The sequence below is a fragment of the Stenotrophomonas sp. YJH_SMC_27 genome (genome assembly GCF_059369815.1).
This window is the reverse complement of record NZ_JCAFTA010000023.1, coordinates 24,990-42,479: the sequence shown is the minus strand read 5'-3', so window position 1 is coordinate 42,479 and position 17,490 is coordinate 24,990. Positions and strand designations below refer to the sequence as shown.

General features: G+C 67.6%; 18 protein-coding genes. All 18 read right to left on the bottom strand.

The genetic code is table 11. The annotated features are described in order from the left end of the window. Positions 1-31: 31 nt before the first annotated feature. The 18 genes from flhB to AC5P7R_RS21600 all read right to left on the bottom strand — a co-directional run bounded on the left by flhB (position 32) and on the right by AC5P7R_RS21600 (position 17,489). Positions 32-1,162 (bottom strand): flagellar biosynthesis protein FlhB, encoded by a 1,131-nt coding sequence (gene flhB / locus AC5P7R_RS21685; protein ID WP_111104213.1) that lies wholly within the window; start codon positions 1,160-1,162, stop codon positions 32-34. A 158-nt stretch (positions 1,163-1,320) separates the two neighbouring features. Then, entirely contained in the window at positions 1,321-3,456 is a 2,136-nt protein-coding gene (locus AC5P7R_RS21680) for a putative bifunctional diguanylate cyclase/phosphodiesterase (protein WP_021203857.1), read from the bottom strand. Between the two features lie 274 nt (positions 3,457-3,730). Beyond that, a complete protein-coding gene (gene fliR / locus AC5P7R_RS21675; RefSeq protein WP_049397365.1) occupies positions 3,731-4,522 on the bottom strand; it encodes a flagellar biosynthetic protein FliR in 792 nt (263 codons plus the stop codon). 13 nt (positions 4,523-4,535) lie between these two features. After that, positions 4,536-4,805, bottom strand: a complete 270-nt coding sequence (locus AC5P7R_RS21670; RefSeq protein ID WP_005413254.1) for a flagellar biosynthetic protein FliQ — start codon at positions 4,803-4,805, stop codon at positions 4,536-4,538. Positions 4,806-4,865: 60 nt separating this feature from the next. Then, positions 4,866-5,645: a flagellar type III secretion system pore protein FliP gene (fliP, locus tag AC5P7R_RS21665; protein WP_019659599.1), complete on the bottom strand. Its 780-nt coding sequence runs from the start codon at positions 5,643-5,645 to the stop codon at positions 4,866-4,868. A 1-nt stretch (position 5,646) separates the two neighbouring features. Further along, positions 5,647-6,066, bottom strand: a complete 420-nt coding sequence (fliO, locus tag AC5P7R_RS21660) for a flagellar biosynthetic protein FliO (RefSeq protein ID WP_014037105.1) — start codon at positions 6,064-6,066, stop codon at positions 5,647-5,649. After that, positions 6,063-6,398 carry a flagellar motor switch protein FliN gene (gene fliN, locus AC5P7R_RS21655; protein WP_005409543.1) on the bottom strand — a complete coding sequence of 112 codons (336 nt, stop codon included), beginning with the start codon at positions 6,396-6,398 and terminating at the stop codon, positions 6,063-6,065. The genes fliO and fliN overlap by 4 nt, the downstream gene beginning before the upstream one ends. Continuing rightward, entirely contained in the window at positions 6,395-7,399 is a 1,005-nt protein-coding gene (fliM, locus tag AC5P7R_RS21650; RefSeq protein WP_188249953.1) for a flagellar motor switch protein FliM, read from the bottom strand. Before fliM ends, fliN begins: the two co-directional genes overlap by 4 nt. Positions 7,400-7,409: 10 nt before the next feature. Continuing rightward, positions 7,410-7,925, bottom strand: a complete 516-nt coding sequence (locus tag AC5P7R_RS21645) for a flagellar basal body-associated FliL family protein (RefSeq protein WP_019659602.1) — start codon at positions 7,923-7,925, stop codon at positions 7,410-7,412. A 137-nt stretch (positions 7,926-8,062) separates the two neighbouring features. Continuing rightward, positions 8,063-9,208, bottom strand: a complete 1,146-nt coding sequence (locus AC5P7R_RS21640; RefSeq protein WP_188249952.1) for a flagellar hook-length control protein FliK — start codon at positions 9,206-9,208, stop codon at positions 8,063-8,065. Continuing rightward, complete coding sequence (gene fliJ / locus AC5P7R_RS21635) at positions 9,208-9,675, bottom strand: flagellar export protein FliJ (RefSeq protein ID WP_021203862.1); 468 nt, start codon at positions 9,673-9,675, stop codon at positions 9,208-9,210. The genes AC5P7R_RS21640 and fliJ overlap by 1 nt, the downstream gene beginning before the upstream one ends. Positions 9,676-9,678: 3 nt before the next feature. Beyond that, on the bottom strand, positions 9,679-11,064 hold the full coding sequence (locus AC5P7R_RS21630) for a FliI/YscN family ATPase (protein ID WP_049412701.1): 1,386 nt from the start codon (positions 11,062-11,064) through the stop codon (positions 9,679-9,681). Further along, positions 11,061-11,702 carry a FliH/SctL family protein gene (locus AC5P7R_RS21625; RefSeq protein ID WP_111098338.1) on the bottom strand — a complete coding sequence of 214 codons (642 nt, stop codon included), beginning with the start codon at positions 11,700-11,702 and terminating at the stop codon, positions 11,061-11,063. Before AC5P7R_RS21625 ends, AC5P7R_RS21630 begins: the two co-directional genes overlap by 4 nt. Beyond that, a complete protein-coding gene (gene fliG / locus AC5P7R_RS21620; RefSeq protein WP_024958226.1) occupies positions 11,699-12,685 on the bottom strand; it encodes a flagellar motor switch protein FliG in 987 nt (328 codons plus the stop codon). Before fliG ends, AC5P7R_RS21625 begins: the two co-directional genes overlap by 4 nt. A 7-nt stretch (positions 12,686-12,692) precedes the next feature. Next, a complete protein-coding gene (gene fliF, locus AC5P7R_RS21615; protein ID WP_021203865.1) occupies positions 12,693-14,339 on the bottom strand; it encodes a flagellar basal-body MS-ring/collar protein FliF in 1,647 nt (548 codons plus the stop codon). A 13-nt stretch (positions 14,340-14,352) separates the two neighbouring features. Then, positions 14,353-14,718, bottom strand: coding sequence for a flagellar hook-basal body complex protein FliE (fliE, locus tag AC5P7R_RS21610; RefSeq protein ID WP_005409552.1), 366 nt, complete (start codon positions 14,716-14,718; stop codon positions 14,353-14,355). Positions 14,719-15,609: 891 nt separating this feature from the next. After that, on the bottom strand, positions 15,610-17,115 hold the full coding sequence (locus tag AC5P7R_RS21605; RefSeq protein ID WP_227854395.1) for a sigma-54 dependent transcriptional regulator: 1,506 nt from the start codon (positions 17,113-17,115) through the stop codon (positions 15,610-15,612). Further along, a complete protein-coding gene (locus tag AC5P7R_RS21600) occupies positions 17,112-17,489 on the bottom strand; it encodes a response regulator (protein WP_005409556.1) in 378 nt (125 codons plus the stop codon). The genes AC5P7R_RS21605 and AC5P7R_RS21600 overlap by 4 nt, the downstream gene beginning before the upstream one ends. Between the last annotated feature and the right edge of the window lies 1 nt (position 17,490).

Below are 17,490 nucleotides of genomic sequence, written 5' to 3'. Positions count from 1 at the left end.
CGGGTGTTGAAGCCGGTGGAGGGCTGGGCGCTCACGGGCGGCCTCCCTTGCCGAATTCATCCACCTGGATGTGCGGGGCGTCCGGCATCGGGCCAGTGCGCCACGCGCGCAGCTGGTAGACGTAGGACAGGACCTGGGCGACGGCCGAATACAGTCTCACGGGGATTTCCTTTCCGAGTTGGCCCTCCCGATACAAGGCGCGTGCCAAAGGTGGGGCAGAGACGATCGCGACCTTGTTGCCGTCGGCCACTTCACGGATGCGCAGGGCGGTCTCGTCCACGCCCAGGGCGACCACGGTGGGGGCGTTCATGGCGCCGCCCTCGTACTTCAGGGCCACCGCGTAGTGGGTGGGGTTGACCACCACCACGTCGGCGGTGGGTACCGCTTCCATCATCCGGCGGTTGGCCATCTGCTGCTGCAGCTGGCGGATGCGGCCCTTGACCTCGGGGCTGCCCTCGCTTTCCTTCATTTCCCGGCGCAGCTCTTCCCGGGTCATCTTCAGCTTGCGCGTCCAGTTCCAGCGCTGGTACGGCGCGTCGATGGCGGCCAGCACCAGCATCGCGCCGGCGGTGGCCAGCAGCAGGCGCAGGGTGAAGCCGAGGCCGTCGGTGATGGCCGTCTCCAGCGGGTGGTGGATCAGGCCGCGCAGGGTGTCGAAGCCGGTCCAGACCACCAGCCCGGCGGCGACGCCGACGAAGGCCACGCGCAGCAGCGATTTGGTGAACTCGGCAATGGCCTCCGGGCCGTACAGGCGCTTGAACCCGCTCATCGGGTTCATGCGGTTGATGTCGGGCATCAACGCCTTCTGCGACCAGCGCAGGCCGCCCATCACCAGCGGGGCGACGAAGCTGGCCAGCAGGCAGACCAGCACCAGCGGCGCGATCACCAGCATGAACTGCATCAGCAGGTCGCCGAAGTGGCCGAACAGTTCCTTCGGGTTCTGCCGCAGGCTCTGTTCCGGGCTCAGCGCCTGCTTCATCCAGGCCGTGGCGCCGCGGCCGATCGAGCCGCTCATGGCCATCACCGCCAGCACGCCGGCGCCGAACACGGCGGCCGTGCCGAGCTCGCGCGAGCGCGGCAGGTTGCCCTGTTCGCGGGCGTCGCGCAGGCGTTTTTCGGTCGGTTGTTCGGTCTTTTCGCCGGCGGATTCGTTCTCGGACATCACGGGCACTGCGGCAGGGGTTGCCGGAGGGCGTGCAAGAACTGTTCCGTGATGGGGTGTTGCCTATCCACGCGCGGCGCGGATCTATTTGTAGAGCCGAGCCCATGCTCGGCTATGTTTGGATCGGGCGCGAAGAGCAGCCGAGCGCAGGCTCGGCTCTACAGGGGAGAGTTGTCGCTGGACGGTGGGCTCTGCGCCAGCTCCACCCGCGGCCGCGGCAGGTCGTGCAGCTGCATGAAGCGCGCCGCGTCGACCGGGCGGCCGAGCAGGTAGCCCTGCAGGTAGTCGCAGCCCAGGCGCTCCAGGTAGGCGCGCTGGGCGGTGGTTTCCACGCCTTCGGCGACGATGTCCATGTCCAGCGCATGGCCCAGCGCCACGATCGCCGAGACGATCACCACGTCCTCTGCACTGTGTTCCAGGTCGCGCACGAACGCATGGTCGATCTTGATCTCGGTGGCCGGCAGCCGCTTCAGGTACAGCAGGCTGGAATAGCCAGTGCCGAAGTCATCGATGGATATGCCTACGCCCAGCGCCGACAGCGCCTGCAGCAGGCGCAAGCTGGTGTCGGTATCGCGCATCACCGTGCTTTCGGTGATTTCCAGCACCAGGTGGCGCGGAGCGATGTTGTGGCGTTCGATCATCGCGCGCACATCCTGCAGCAGGTGCGGCGAACTGAACTGCACCGGCGACAGGTTCACCGACATCGACCAGCCTTCGTGACCGGCATCGTGCCAGCGCCGCAGTTGCAGGCAGGCCTGGTCCAGCGCCCAGCGCCCGATCTCGTTGATCGCGCCGCTGCGCTCGGCCAGGCGGATGAACCGATCGGGCGGAATCAGGCCATGCTCCGGATGGTGCCAGCGGATCAACGCTTCGGCACCGGCCACCTTCTGCGTGGCCACGCGGATCTTGGGCTGGTAGTGCAGGAACAGCTGCTCGCTGCCAATGGCCCGGCGCAGGTCGGCCAGCAGCCGGAACTGTTGTTCGGCGCTGTCATTCATCCAGTCGGCGAACAGCACGAAGGCGTTGCGTCCGGATTCCTTGGCCTGGTACATCGCCGCATCGGCAAACGCCATCAGCTGCCGTTCGCTGGCAGCGTGGTCGGGGCAGATTGCCACGCCGATGCTGGCGGTTACCTGCAGTTCGTTGTCCGGCAGCAACGGGCCGCTGCCCACCGCCTGCAGGATGCGCCGGGCGAGGGTGGGCAGGTCCTCGTCGTGTTCGATGCGTACCACCAGCACGAACTCGTCACCGCCCAGTCGTGCCAGCATATCGTTGGGCCGCAGCAGCTGGCGGGTGCGCTCGGCCACCGCCACCAGCAGTGCATCGCCGGCCTGGTGGCCGTAGGCATCGTTGACCTGCTTGAAGCCGTCCAGGTCCATGAACATCACGGCGAAACGGCTGCCGCCCTGCTCGGCCTCGGCCAGTGCCTGCACGATGCGACGCTGCAGCAGCAGGCGGTTGGGCAGGCGGGTGAGCGGATCATGCAGTGCGGCCTGGGTCAGTTCCTGCTGCGCATCGGTCAACGAGGTGCTCAGCATGGAGTTGCGCAGTCGCAGCAGCTGCGCCTCCACCCGCTGGTCCAGCCAGGACACCACCAGCACCACCGCGAGGATCGCCACGGACAGCACCACCACCAGCATGGCCAGCCATTCGCTCTGCAAGCCGTCGCCGACGGCTGCGCCGCAGATGCTGCCCTCCGGAAAGCGAGCAGCGGCCATGCCGGTGTAGTGCATGCCGACGATCGCCAGGCCGAGCAGCCCCGCCGCGGCCAAGCGGTCGCCGATACGGGTGCGCTGCCCACGCAGGCGGAACGCAACATACAGGGCTGTCCACGAGGCGGCGACCGCCACCATCAGTGATAGCAGCAGCCAGCCCGGGTCGTAGTCGATGCCTGGCTGCATGCGCATTGCGGCCATGCCGACGTAGTGCATGCCGGCGATGCCGGTGCCCATCAGCAGGGCACCGCCGGCCAGCCGTGGATGCGGCAGAGTACGCAGCGAGACCAGCCACAGTGCGAATACCGACGAAGCGATCGCCAAGGCCAGCGAGAGCAGGGTGATCGGCAGGTCGTAGCCGAGCGGAATGGGCAGATCGAAGGCGAGCATGCCGATGAAGTGCATCGACCAGATGCCCAGGCCCATGGCGAAGCCACCACCGAGGCGCCACCACCAGGCCGCGGCCTTGCCGGGCGCGGTAATCGTGCGCCCGGCCATTGCCAGTGCAGTGTAGGAAGCCATCACGGCTACCAGCAGCGAGATTGCGACCAGCCACGGGTTGTACGTGCCTACCAGCATTCGTCAGTCTCCCGGACCTGCCTGTCGACGGAAACCACGGTGGGGCATGCATGAGGCAGGCCGACGCAGGGCGGCGGCCACGTGCGGCATCCCCCCGGTTGCCGCGCATTCACTCTAACGCGCAGACCCGGGGGAAGGGCAAGCAGTAAAACGTGAAATTGCGCCCCGTAGAGCCGAGCCCATGCTCGGCTGCCGCTCCTGCCGAAGACAGCCGAGCATGGGCTCGGCTCTACAGAAACAAAGGCATGGCAAGCAGTAAAACGTGATGATCAGGTCAGTGTGTGACCGCGTCCGCAGCCTGGAAGGCGGCATCGAACAGGCGCTGTACCGGCGGGCCCATTTCCCCGGCCAGCAGCGCCAGCAGGAACAGACCCAGCAGCAACGAGACCGGCAGGCCCAGCTGGATCGGATTCAGCGCCGGAGCGGCCCGGGCCAGCACGCCGAACGCCAGATTCACTGCCAGCATCGCCACCGTCAGCGGAATCGCCAGGGTCAGCGCGCCGCGTAGCACGGTCAGCAGGAAAGTCGGGGCGATGCTGAAGAACGCGTGCGGGTCCGGCAGCGGAGCGCCGATCGGCAGTGCGCGATAGCTGTCCACCAGCAGCGAGATCAGCGCCAGGTGCCCGTTGGCGGTGAAGAACAGCAGGCCGAACAGCAGATAGAACCACTGGCCGATCACGCCCGAGGTGCCGCCACGCAGTGGGTCACTCATCTGCGCGAAGGCCAGGCCGGTGCCCTGGGCAATCAGTTCGCCGGCCATCGCCCCGGCCTCGAACACCAGCCGTAGCAGGAAGCCGATGGACACGCCGATGGCCAGTTCGCGGGCGATGGTCAGGACCGTGGCGGCATCGAAGCCAGTCCAGTCCGGTACTGGCGGCAGCAGCGGCGCCAGTGCGATGGCCAGGGTGCCAGCCAGCACCACGCGCACCCGTGACGGGACGGCGCGGGTCCCGACCATCGGCATGGCCATGGCCACAGCGCCGATGCGCAGCATGGTCCACAGTACGGTGCCGATCATGCCGAAGGCCTGAAGGCCGTCGGCAGCCATCTGGGTGGCGGCGTCCATCGAAGCGCGTGTCCTAGCCGATCAGGTGCGGAATTCGCTGGAACAGCAGCGTGGTGAATTCAACCAGGTGGCCGATCAGCAGGCTGCCCAGCGCGAACAGCACCGCGGTCAGTGCCGCCGCCTTGGCGACGAAGGCGATGGTCGGTTCGTTGAGCTGGGTCGCGGCCTGCACCACGCCCACCACCACGCCCACCACCAGCACGGTGAGCAGCAGCGGGCCAGCCACCCACAACACGGTGATCAGGCCGCCACGCAGTTCAGTCAGGGCAAGTTCGGGAGACATTCGGGGGTCCATCTGCTCTTGTAGAGTCGAGCCATGCTCGACTGCGCTTTGCGCGGGATATCAAGCCGGATTGAAGCTGGCTGCCAACGTACCCACGGTCAGCACCCAGCCATCCACCAGCACGAACAGCAGGATCTTGAACGGTGCCGACACCAGCATCGGCGACAGCATCATCATGCCCATCGACATCAGCACGCTGGCCACGACCAGGTCGATGATCACGAACGGGATGAAGATCAGGAAGCCGATCTCGAAAGCGGTCTTCAGTTCGCTGGTGACGAACGATGCGACCAGTACCGGGAACGGGATCGCATCGGGGCTGGCGTAGGTGCCGTGCCCGGCGATGCCGGCGAAGGTCATCAGGTCGGTCTCGCGGATCTGCGCCAGCATGAAGGCGCGCAACGGCGTGGTGGTCAGCGTCCAGGCGGTCTGGAAGTCGATCTCGCCATTGAGGTACGGCGCCATGCCGGCGCTCCAGGCCTTGTCCCAGGTCGGCATCATTACCATCGCGGTGAGGAAGAGGGCCAGGCCCAGCAGCACCTGGTTGGACGGGGTCTGCCCGGTACCCAGCGCCTGGCGCAGCAGGCCCAGCACGATGATGATGCGGGTGAACGAGGTCAGCACCAGCAGCATCGACGGGATCAGGGTGATCGCCGTCATCAGCAGCAGGGTCTGCAGCGGCAGGCTGACCGGTGCACCGCCGATCTTGCCGACGTTGATGTCCGGCAGCGGCGTGTTCGGGGCGCCGGGCGCGGCGAACGCCAGTGCCGGCAACAGGCACAGGGCAAGCAACAGCAGCCACGGCATCAGGGTGGCAAGACGGGTACGGGTGACACGCATGTCAGGGATCCTTGCGCAGCCGCTGCTGCAGCAGCTGGGCGAAATTCGGAAGATTCTTGAAGTCCGGCACGCGCACCGGCGCCGGGGGCGGCAACGGTTCGGGCAGGGTATGCAGGGTGTTGATGCCACCGGCGGTGACGCCCAGCAGCAGTTGCTGGCCGTTGACCTCGACCACCACCACGCGCTCCTTGGCGCCCACGCTCAGGCTGGCCACCAGCTTCATGCCTTCGGCCGGGCGGAAGCCGCTGCCGGGCATGCGCTTGAGCAGCCAGCCGAGGCCGATGACCAGCGCGAGCACCGCCAGCAGCGCCAGCACCGCGCCGAACAGGCTGGGTGCGGCGGCCGCATGCTGGCCGACCTGGGGCCCGATGGGCGCGGCGGTCTTGCCGACCGCCAGCAGGGTGGAGGCCAGCAGGCTCAACGCAGTCTCCGGATCCGCTCGCTCGGGCTGACCACGTCGGTCAGGCGCACGCCGAAGCGGTCGTTGATCACCACAACCTCGCCGTGGGCGATCAGGGTACCGTTGACGAACACATCCAGCGATTCGCCGGCGCCGCGTTCCAGTTCCACCACCGAACCCTGGTTGAGCTGCAGCAGGTTGCGGATCGGCAGGCGGGCGCGACCGACTTCCAGCGACAGGGTCACCGGCACGTCCAGGATCACGTCCAGGTTCAGGTCAGGACCGTTCGCCTCATCGGCCTGCAGGCTGCTGAACTGGGCCGGGGTCGGTTCGAGGGCGTCGATATCGTTCATTGCGGGTCTTCCTGGATGACGGGTGCGCGCGGGCGGGTGCCCGGCGGATGGGTAGCGGTGATCTTCACGGCGTTCATGCCGTTGGCGATGCCGAACTCGCCGGTGAACACGGGAATGTTCTCCACGCACAGCGGCACCTGCGGGCTGAGTTCGATCGGCAGGATGTCGCCGACCTTCAGCTGGGTCAGGTCGCGCAGGGTCATGCGCTTGCTGGCCAGTACGCTGGACAGGGTGACTTCGGCGATGTTGAGCTGCTCACGCAGGGTCTGGCCCCAGCTTTCGTCGCGATCGTTGCGGTCGCTCTGGATGCCGGCGTCGAGCAGCTCGCGGATCGGCTCCAGCATCGAATACGGCAGGGTGACGTGGATGTCGCCACCGCCGCCATCGAGTTCGACGTGCAGGCGGCACACCACCACGTATTCGCGTGGCGTCACGATGTTGGCGAAGTGCGGGTTGATCTCCGAGTTGATGTACTCGAAGTCCACGTCCATCACCGGCGCCCAGGCTTCGCGAAGGTCGGCGAAGGTCTGCTTCAGCAGCAGGTGGATCACCCGCATTTCAGTGGCGGTGAACTCGCGGCCTTCGATGCGGGTCGGGTAGCGCCCGTCGCCACCGAAGAAGTTGTCGACGATGGCGAACACCAGGGTCGGCTCGAACACGATCAGGCCGGTGCCGCGCAGCGGCTTGAAGCGGATCAGGTTCAGGTTGGTCGGTACATACAGCGAGTGCATGTAGTCGTTGAACTTGATCAGTTCGATGCCGCGCACCGACAGCTCGGCCGAGCGGCGGATCAGGTTGAACAGGCCGATCCGCCACAGGCGCGCGAAACGCTCGTGGACCATTTCCAGGGTCGGCATGCGACCGCGGATGATGCGGTCCTGGCTGGCGAAGTCGTACGAGCGCGCTTCGCCTGACGGCGGTTCCGGATCGGTTTCGACCGCGCCAGTGTCCACGCCGTGGAGCAGGGCATCGATCTCGTCCTGGGACAACAGATCATTCATCGGTGGGCCCTTACTGGGTCACGAAGCTGGTGAACAGCAGGTCGTCGGCACCATTGCTGCCGGTCTCGGCCTTGAGCACTTTCTGCACTTCGGCCAGCGACGCAGCCTGCAGCTTCTGCTTGCCGGCGACATCGGCGATCTGGTCCGGGCTGACCTGCGAGAACAGCATCAGCAGGCGTGCGCGGATGGCGGGTGCATGGGTCTTGATCGCTTCCAGCGCAGCCGGGTCACGGGTCATCAGCTGCACTTCCAGCTGCAGGTAGCGCGGACCATCGACCGGGCCATTGAGATTGACCACGAACGCCGGGTCCAGCGCGAAGTACTGCGCGGGGGCCGGGGTGGCGCTCTTCTTCGGCGCCTGCGCAGTCTTGTCTTCGTGCTTGGACTGGGTGAAGAACCATACGCCGCCACCGGCTGCAGCGGCGGCCAGCACGGCCACCAGTGCGGTGATCAGGATCGGACTGCGCGGCTTGGCGGCCTTGTCCTTCTCGGCGGTCTTCTTGGTTTTGTCAGCGGCTGCGGCCACGGGGTGAAGCTCCTGAGGGTTGCTTCACCGGGATATGCAAGGGGTGTGCCGGAGCCGGGGCAGAGGGGTGCGACGGAATTCCGTCGGGGTGCCAGCGGCATCGCTCTGGTGGCTGCCAACCTTGGTTGGCACGCCTGTCAGGCGTAAGCGTCCAGCAATCCGCGCTGGCGGATCAGCTGCGCCGACGACACGCTGCCATCGCCCGGCGTCGGTTCTCCGTCGCCGGGAAGACCGCCGCCACCGGGCCGCCCCGACGCATTGCCGTCACCCCCCGGGGCCTGCTGGCCGACATCGGCGTGGGCCAGCTGGAAGCCCTGTTCGCCCAGCAGTTCGCGCAGGCGCGGCAGGCTGCTTTCCAGTGCCTGGCGCACGTCCACATGCGGGCTGCTGAAACTGGCGTGCACCTTGTCGCCGTTCAGTTGCAGGCGCACATCCACCGGGCCCATGTCGTCCGGGCTCAGGCGGATGTGGGCGTGGCCGATCTTCTGGTCGGCCAGCCAGCCCAGGCGCGCGCCAATGGCCTGGTCGAAACCATCGTCACCGAGCACCGGTTTCGGTGTCGGTTCACCATTGAAGATCGCATTGCCTGTGGCCAACGCGGCCTTCAGATCCTGCACAGCCGCGTTGCCCGGGGCATGCAGCAGCGGCGCCGTGGCGCGGTCGCCGATGAGGGTTGCGTCGCTGCCTTCACCGCGCTCGCCGCGCTTGCCGGGCAGCACCAGCTCAGGTAACGGCAGAGTGGTCGCCTGGTCGGCCCCATTGGGGGCGTCGCCTTCGGCGGTGGCCGTAGCGGTCGCCGCTGCTGTGGAGGGCAGGGCTGCTGCGACCGGCAGTGCAGCGGGCGAGGGCAGTGCGTTGCCGTCTGCATCGGTGGCCGTCGCCACTGCTGGCAGAGCGGCGGCAGGATCGGCAGGCGTGGGTACCGCCAGTACCAGTCCTGCCAGGCCGAGCGGCGGCCATGGGGCTTCCTCGGTCGTCGCCGAGGCGTCCTTTTCGGCAGCGGGCCTGGCTTGCACCCGAGGCACCGTCGCCGCGGTCTCTTCGGGTACGACAGCGCTGTCCGGCCTGCGCTCGGCGCTGGACTGGCCATTGCTGTCGGATGCCGGCCCCTGTGCAGGCGACGTGGGCATGTTCGAGGGCCTGGAGGATCCATCGGCGCCCGGCGCACCACCCTGCAGCAGCTGGCTGAAATCCTTGCTGCCCTCACCGCGTGGCGCGCGCGTTGCGCTGCTGCCGGAATTCTGCGGCTGCGCGTTGGCGCTGCTGGCCAATGGCGCGGGCATCACGGGCGGCCTCCCTGCTCGGTGCCATCCTGGTCTTCGGCCTGCACCAGACGCGCACGGCGCGCACCGATGTCGTCCATCTCGCGCTGGTCGCGGCGGTCGGTGACCACTTTCTCCTGCGCCCGGTAGCTGGCCGCCAGCTGTTCCAGCACGGCCTTGTCACGGCTGGCCAGGATCAGGCGGGCGCGCTCGGCCTCCACCTTCTCGCGGTTGCCGTTGACCGTGGCCTGCTGCTGCTCGACCGCACTGTCGAGGCGGTCGAGAAATGCACGCCGGTTGAGCAGCTGCGCCGGGCTGGTCGCCGCCATCTGCGCGTTGGCGTACTCCTCGGCATAACGGCGCAGTTCGTCCAGTCGCGATAGATGGGTGTCGAGCACGCGCTGGCGTTCGGCCAGGTCGCGGGCGACCGCGTCCTCGTGTTCCTGGGCCCGCTTGAGCAGGGGATCGATGCGCTTGGACTGGTTCATGGCTTAACTCTCTTGTTCCACCAGGCGCTGCAGCGCCGCCTGGCTGTGCGGGAGATCTGCGGCCTTGGCAACGTCCTGGCCGAGGAACTCCATGATTTCCGGCCAGCGTTCCAGGGCTTCGTCGGTGGCCGCGTCGTTGCCGCGCTGGTAAGCGCCGATGGCGATCAGGTCACGGTTGGCCGAATACGCCGAGACCAGTCGTTTCAGTTTGCGGATGCGCAGGCGCCACGGTTCGTCGGCGATTTCCGTGACCACGCGGCTGACCGACGATTCGACGTCGATGGCCGGGTAGAGGCCACTGTCGGCCACGCGCCGCGACAGCAGGATGTGGCCGTCGAGGATCGCGCGCGCTGCATCGGCAATCGGATCCTGCGGATCATCGCCTTCGGTCAGCACCGTGTAGAACGCGGTGATCGAGCCACGTCCCTTGGCGCCGTTGCCGGCGCGTTCGACCAGTGCCGGCAGCTTGGCGAACACCGACGGCGGGTAGCCGCGGGTGGTCGGCGGCTCGCCGACCGACAGGCCGATTTCTCGCTGCGCCTGAGCGAAGCGGGTCAGCGAGTCCATCAGCAGCAGCACGTTCAGTCCCTGGTCGCGGAACCATTCGGCGATGGCGGTAGCGCGGTAGGCACCGTGCAGGCGCGCCAGCGGCGGCCGGTCGGCGGGACTGGCCACCACCACGGCGCGGCGCAGGCCTTCCTCGCCCAGCGTGGTCTCGACGAAATCGCGGACTTCGCGGCCACGTTCACCGATCAGGCCGACCACGATCACGTCGGCGGCGGTGTAGCGGGTCATCATGCCCAGCAGCGTCGACTTGCCGACGCCAGAACCAGCGAACAGGCCGACACGCTGGCCGCGGCCGATCGGCAGCAGCGCGTTGATCGCACGCACGCCCACGTCCAGCGGCTGGGTGATCGGTTCACGTGCCAGCGGATTGATCGACACGCCGGCCATGCCGACATGGCCCTCGGCGCGGATCGGGCCCTTGCCGTCCAGCGGCACGCCGTCGCTGTCGATGACGCGGCCGAGCAGGCCTTCGCCCACTTCAACGCCGCCGCGGCGTGCGGACGGCACCACCCGCGCATTGGGCAGCAGGCCGTGCAGTTCCGCGCTCGGCATCAGGTACGTGCGCTCGCCGGCGAAGCCGACCACTTCGGCATCGACCCAGCCACCATCGACCACTTCCACCTTGCAGCTGGCACCCAGCGGCGCTTCGCAGCCGACCGCTTCCAGGGTCAGTCCGACCGCGCGGCGCAGCACGCCTTCGCGGATCAGGCCACGGCCATGGGCGGTATCCACGCGCAGGCCATCGAGCCGACGCGCCAGGCGCAGGTTGCGGGCGATGGCCCAGTCGGCCGGTGGCAGCGTCGGCTGCGGATCGGGGGTCATGCATTGGCTCCGGTCTGGCGGATCACCGCGTCCAGCGCGCCGCGCAGGCGCGCTTCCAGGGTGCCGTCGATGCGCACCGCTTCGGCGTGCACGCGAAGATCGCCGCGGCTGAGACTGGTATCCGGCACCAGGCGTTGCTGTGGCGGCAGGCTCAACAGCGGGGCGAGCGCGGCGATGTCGTCCGGGTGCAGCCGCACTTCGACCTCGCGGGTGCTGCCACCCACCGCGTCGATCGCCTCACCGACCAGCTGTGCCAGCAGTGCCGGCTCAGCTTCGTAGGCACGGCCGACCAGCGCACCGGCGATGCGTACGGCCAGCTCGCCGAGCGCGCCGACCACTTCGTTTTCCAGCCGCACCAGCGGCCGGCTGAAGTTGTCGAGGATCCCTTCGATCTGCGCGGCGAGGCGGCGCACTTCGGCCTGCCCCTGGCCGTAGCCTTCGGCATGGCCGTGCTGGAAGCCTTCCTTCTCGGCGCTGTCCTGTATTGCCTGGATTTCCTCCAGCGTCGGCAGCTGCAGCGGTGGCTCGGGTTCATGCTCCGGGTCCGGCTCGGTGAGTTCGAATGCATCCTCCTGCTCCAGCACCGGTTCGGGCTGGGCCAGCAGGTCCGGGGCAAGCCAGCGCACGACGTTGCTCACAGCATGGCCTCCGCGCTGCCGCCGATGGTGACGGTGCCTTCATCGGCCATGCGCTTGACGATGGCCAGGATCTCGCGCTGTGCGCCTTCCACGTCGGACAGGCGCACCGGGCCACGAGCTTCCATGTCTTCCAGCAGGATTTCGGCCGCGCGCTGCGACATGTTGCGGGTGATCTTGTCGCGCACCTTGATGTCGGCACCGCGCAGGGCCAGGCCCAGGCGCTCGCCGCTCACTTCGCGCAGCACCAGCTGCATCTCGCGGTCATCCAGGTCGACCAGATCGTCGAACACGAACATCAGGTCCTGGATGCGGTTGCTCAACGGCGCATCGATGCGGGCGATTTCGCCCAGGATCGCCTGGTCCTGGCCGCTGTCCATGAAGTTCAGGATGTTGGCCGCGCACTGCACGCCGCCGATGTTGGACGATTTCAGGTTCTGGTTGCCGGCGAACTGGCGCTCCATGATCTCGTTGAGTTCATTGAGCGCGTTCGGCGGAATGCCGTCGAGGGTGGCGATGCGCAGCAGCACGTCCACGCGGGTACGGTCCGGCAGCAGCTTCAGCGCGTCGGCGGCCTGGTCGGTTTCAAGGTGCGCCATCACGATGGCGATGATCTGCGGGTGCTCGTTGCGCACCAGGTCGGCCACCGCACGCGGGTCCATCCATTTCAGCGCGTCCAGGCCGGTGGTGTTGCGGCCCAGCAGGATGCGGTCGATCAGGTTGCCGGCCTTCTCGCTGCCCAGCGCCTGCACCAGCATGTTGCGGATGTAGTCGTCCGAACCCACGCCCAGCGAGGTCTTCGAGCCCAGCTCCTGGCCGAACTGGTCCATTACCCGTTCCACCTGCTCGCGGGTGATGTCGGTCATGGTGGCCATGGCGATGCCGATCTTCTGCACTTCCTTGGGTTCCATGTGGCGCAGCACTTCGGCCGCGTCCAGCTCACCCAGGGACAGCAGCAGCACGGCCGCGCGCTGTACGCCGGTCAGTTGTGCCTCAGTCATTGGCCACCCATCCCTTGACCACCTGGGCCACGCGCTTGGAGTCGGTCTTTACGGCTTCACGCGCCATCCGCAGTCGTTCCTCATATGAATCCACCGGCAGGGCCAGGGCCTCCGGCCCGGCCAGGCTCGCCCGGTCGGCGCCCAGCGCCGGCAGCGGCATGCCATCGTCATCCACCAGCTGCACGTCCGCGGTGTGCGGCTCCAGTGCCTGCGGGTCGTCCTTCCTGTTCTGGCCGGTGATCGCGCGCAGCGCCGGGCGCAGTACGCCGAACAACAACGCCAGCACCACCACCGCGCCGAGCAGCATGCGGCCGGCATCGTGCACCCATGGCAGTTCCCACCAGGCCGGCCCTTCGACCGGCGTGGTGTCACGCACGAACGGGGCATTCATCACCGACACGGTGTCGCCACGCTCGGCGTTGAAGCCGACGGCCTGCTTCACCAGCGCCTCGACGCGGGTCAGTTCCGCGGCCGACAGCGGCTGCGGGCTGACCTTGCCGTTGGCACCGGCGCGCGGCACGTTGTCCACCAGTACCGCCACCGACACGCGCTTGATGCGGCCGGCCGGCTGGCGGGTGTGCTGCAGGGTGCGGTCCAGCTCGTAGTTGCGGGTGGCGTTCTTGCTGCTTTCGGTCGGGGCCTGCGCGGTGGCCGGCGTGGCCTGCTGGCCCGGCGGACTGTTGCTGGTGGCACCCGGCACGCCCTGCGGGCCCGGGGTGCTGGTGGTGTTCTCGCTCATCTGCTCGCTGCGCAGCTTCTGCGGTTCACCGTTGTAGAGCTCACGGGCTTCCTCGGTCACCGAGAAATCCATGTCCACGCTCACTTCCGGGTTGACGCGGCCGGGGCCGGTCATCGGTTCCAGCAGTTCGCGGATGCGCTGGTTGAACGAGGTTTCCTGGCGGCGCACCTGTTCGAACTGGGCAGCGTTGACCGCCGCCTCACTGTTCGGGTCGCTGACGCTGAGCATGCGCCCGCTCTGGTCAACCACGGTCACCCGTTCCGGGGCGAGATCCGGGATGCTGGCCGCGACCATGTGCACGATGGCGTCCACCTGGCTGCGTTCCAGCTGCTGGCCGCCACGCAGTTCCAGGGTCACCGAGGCGCTGGCCACGTCACGTTGGCGGGTGAAGGCGCTGGGCTTGGGAATGGCCAGGTGCACGCGCGAATCGCGCACCGGGCGCAGCGTGTTGATGGTGCGCGACAGCTCGGTTTCCAGCGCATGCTGGTAGCGCGCGCTTTCCACGAACTGGCTGACGCCGAAGCCCGGGTCGCGCTCCATCAGCTCGAAGCCGAGCTTGCCGCTGTCGGTCAGGCCGGAGCCGGCCAGCTTCAGGCGCGCGTCGTGCAGGTTCTTTTCCGGCACGGTGATGCCACCCGTGGCCGGGTCGAGTGCGAACGGAATCTGTGCGGCGCGCAGCAGGTCGGTCGCTTCAGCGGTCGCCTTCTGGTCCAGGCCGGTGTACAGCGGGACCATGCCCGGCTTCTGCGACCAGAAGAACACGGACAGGCCTGCCGCCACCGCCACCGCGATCATCGCCATAAGGCCCAGCCGACGGGTGATCTGCAGACTCTGCAGGCGGTCGAACCATTGCCCGGCCTTTTCGGCGTTCAGGCTGTCCTTGGAGAGCGTCAGTGCCATGCGTCTCTATTCCTTACAGCGGCATGTTCATCACGTCCTGGTAAGCCTGGACGAGACGGTTGCGAACTTCCACGGTGGCGCGGAAGGCGATCTGGGACTGCTGCGAGGCGACCATCACCTTGGCCAGGTCGGCGCTGGGGTCGCCCATTTCGAAGGCCTTGGCGAGGGCGCCGGATTTCTGTTGCGCATCGTTGACGCCGGCAATCGCACCACGCAGGGTTTCGGTGAAGCTGGCCGGCTGGGCCTGCGGTGCATCGAGCACCGTGCCCGGCAGGGCGTTGCTGCGCGGCGTTTCGCCCAGCGGGTTGAGCGCCGGCTGTCCCATCTGGGTCTGATAGGAGCGGATCTGCGAAAGGATCGAAGTGACGGAGTGGGACATCTGCAACGGTTCCAGAAACAGGGATGGGGTTGTCTGCTGGAGCCAGTGCAAGTGCCGTGCCGAAACCGGTTTTCGATTCAGTGACGTGAGGGTGGGGGGTGTTTGGTGGCAGGGCTGCGCCCTGCACCCGCCGACGCGACGTCAACATCAACGTCAAAATCGGGCTATCCGTGGGGTGGCGGGGTGGGTCCGGTTGCGGGGGACGCCGTGAATACGTCCCTGTAGGCTCGGTCGCGCCATCCATGGCGCTCACGCCCCCGCAACCGGACCCACCCCGCCTTCGACAGTTGGCCGCGATCTGTTGGAACCTGCTGCTGATGGTGCTTCTGACGGTGCTTCTGATGGTGGTGGGTGCCGACCGTTGGTCGGCACGGGGTCAGATCCCGTTGCAACGCAACGGGCTCTGCCCCCGGTCGTGGCGCCATTTAACCGGCGTCGGTTTTCTGGCCTAGGGCTGCAGGGTCCATCGGCCGGAATTCTGGCGCTGGCGCGGGGCGATGGGGCCGTCGTGCTGGGTGTAGATGAAAGGGCCCTGGCGGTCTGTCTGGCAGGTCAGCAGGAGGGTGTAGTGGGCGGGACCGGCTGGGTGGCTTTCAGTCATCTGGATTGGGCAGGGTGCAGCCGGTGGCGGCGGCAATGCCGGGGCAGAGCAGGGCGGCGAGCAGGGTGAGACGATGCATGGTGGAGCCTCGTTGGGAGGTCTCACTCCATCCTCCGGAACGCGGCAACGTTGTCTGTAGGAACTTGTGCAAATGCGCGGCGTTGTCAGCGCGCGGCCACGGTCTCTATCCACACACGGCGTGGATCTACTGATGTCATGCAGCGGCGCCAGAAACACCAACGCCCGGGCAAGCCCAGGCGTTCGTGCCCCCTTCATGCTGGCGATGCGTTTCAGCCGGCCAGTTCGGCCTGCTCGCGTTCGATGCCGTACTTGCGCAGCTTTTCCACCAGGGTGGTGCGGCGCAGGCCGAGCAGCTGGGCGGCGTGGGCAACCACGCCCTGGGTGCGTTCCAGTGCTTCGTTGATCAGGCCCAGTTCGATGTTGGCCATGTGGTTGCGCAGGTCCATGCCTCCGTCGGGCAGGGCGGCCGGTGCCGCCGGGCGATTGACGGCGATGCCGTGCTCCAGCGCCGGCTGGTTGCCGCTGCCGGGGGTGTGGAACGAGAAGCTGCGCAGGTCCAGGCGTTCTTCGTTGGCAACCGTAGCTGCCGGTGCCGGTGCAGCCACCGCTGCCAGTGCGGCATCGCCACGGTAGCGGGCCGGCAGGTCCTGCACGCGCACCGAACCGCCCGGATGCAGCACCGCCAGGCGCTCGACCAGGTTGGTCAGCTCGCGCACGTTGCCCGGCCATTCGTAGCTGGACAGCGCCTGCAGCGCTTCGGGAGTGAAGCGCACTTCGCCACGGCCGGTGCGGGCCAGCTGCGCGGCGATGGTTTCCACCAGCGCCGGCAGGTCCTCACGGCGCTCGCGCAACGCGGGCACTTCGATCGGGAACACGTTGAGGCGGTAGAACAGATCCTCGCGGAACTTGCCCTCGGCGATGCGGGTCTCCAGGTCGCGGTGGGTCGCGGCCACCACGCGCACGTTGCAGCGGATGGTCTGGTTGCCACCGACGCGCTCGAAGCTGCGTTCCTGCAGCACGCGCAGCAGCTTCACCTGCATCGGCAGGCTCATGTCGCCGATCTCGTCGAGCAGCAGGGTGCCGCCTTCGGCCATTTCGAAACGGCCCTTGCGCGCGGTCAGTGCGCCAGTGAAGGCACCCTTTTCGTGGCCGAACAGCTCGCTTTCCAGCAGGTCAGGCGGAATGGCGCCGCAATTGATCGCCACGAACGGGCCATCACGGCGCGGCGAACGCTGGTGGATCGCGCGCGACACCACTTCCTTGCCGGTGCCGGATTCGCCCAGCACCAGCACGGTGGTGTCGAACGCGGCCACCTGTTCGATCATGGTGCGCAGCGCGGTGACCGCCGGGCCGTTGCCGGTCGGTCCCTGCTCCTGCGCGGCACCGGCCTGGTGCTCGGCATCCAGGCGCTTGAGGCTGGCGCGGCGCAGCAGCGCTTCCATCTGCGCATGGCGCAGCGGGGTTTCCAGCGGCCAGATGTTGGCTTCGTGCAGGCCATGCTGCTGCGCGAACGCAGCGGCATCACCGTCGGCCAGCAGTACCGGCGGCGGCAGGCCGCTGCCGCCCAGCCAGTGATACAGCGCGGTGCTGGCGGGGCTGTCGTCCAGGCTGCCGACGATCACCGCCATCCAGTCGTTCTGGCGCTGTCGGCCCAGGTCGAAGTCGGCTGCGTCGGACACCCAGCGCGGGTTGAAGTCCATGAATTCCAGCAGGGCAACGGTGCGCTCCGCGCGCACGGCGTCGTTGTCCAGCACCAGGATGCGCGATTCGCTCACGACTGTTCCTCCCTGAGGCCTTCCAGGATCGGCATGACTTCCTGGATGTAGGACAGCTTGCTGACAAAGTTGTCGGCGCCGGCGCGCAGCGCGTGTTCGCGGTGCTCGGCGTCGTCGAAGTGGCTGGCGATCACGATGTACGGCGCATCGTCCTGCGACTTGATCAGGCGGGTGGCCTGCAGCCCCCCCATTTCCGGCATGGCCAGATCCATCAGCACCACCTGCGGGCGCAGCGTTTCCGAGCGCTCGATCGCTTCCAGGCCGTTGCCGGCGCTGCCGACGATCTGCAGCCAGTCGATCTTGCGGAAATGGCGCATCGCCGCGTTGATGAAGCCCTCGTGGTCATCGACCAGCAGGACCGTGAGCTTGTTCATG

Bases quoted from the DNA above. Each gene is read 5' to 3' on its own strand.
- flhB (WP_111104213.1), bottom strand. From the start codon at position 1,162: ATGTCCGAGAACGAATCCGCCGGCGAAAAGACCGAACAACCGACCGAA.
- AC5P7R_RS21680 (WP_021203857.1), bottom strand. From the start codon at position 3,456: ATGCTGGTAGGCACGTACAACCCGTGGCTGGTCGCAATCTCGCTGCTG.
- fliR (WP_049397365.1), bottom strand. From the start codon at position 4,522: ATGGACGCCGCCACCCAGATGGCTGCCGACGGCCTTCAGGCCTTCGGC.
- AC5P7R_RS21670 (WP_005413254.1), bottom strand. From the start codon at position 4,805: ATGTCTCCCGAACTTGCCCTGACTGAACTGCGTGGCGGCCTGATCACC.
- fliP (WP_019659599.1), bottom strand. From the start codon at position 5,645: ATGCGTGTCACCCGTACCCGTCTTGCCACCCTGATGCCGTGGCTGCTG.
- fliN (WP_005409543.1), bottom strand. From the start codon at position 6,398: ATGAACGATATCGACGCCCTCGAACCGACCCCGGCCCAGTTCAGCAGC.
- fliM (WP_188249953.1), bottom strand. From the start codon at position 7,399: ATGAATGATCTGTTGTCCCAGGACGAGATCGATGCCCTGCTCCACGGC.
- AC5P7R_RS21640 (WP_188249952.1), bottom strand. From the start codon at position 9,208: ATGCCCGCGCCATTGGCCAGCAGCGCCAACGCGCAGCCGCAGAATTCC.
- fliJ (WP_021203862.1), bottom strand. From the start codon at position 9,675: ATGAACCAGTCCAAGCGCATCGATCCCCTGCTCAAGCGGGCCCAGGAA.
- AC5P7R_RS21630 (WP_049412701.1), bottom strand. From the start codon at position 11,064: ATGACCCCCGATCCGCAGCCGACGCTGCCACCGGCCGACTGGGCCATC.
- fliF (WP_021203865.1), bottom strand. From the start codon at position 14,339: ATGGCACTGACGCTCTCCAAGGACAGCCTGAACGCCGAAAAGGCCGGG.
- fliE (WP_005409552.1), bottom strand. From the start codon at position 14,718: ATGTCCCACTCCGTCACTTCGATCCTTTCGCAGATCCGCTCCTATCAG.
- AC5P7R_RS21600 (WP_005409556.1), bottom strand. From the start codon at position 17,489: ATGAACAAGCTCACGGTCCTGCTGGTCGATGACCACGAGGGCTTCATC.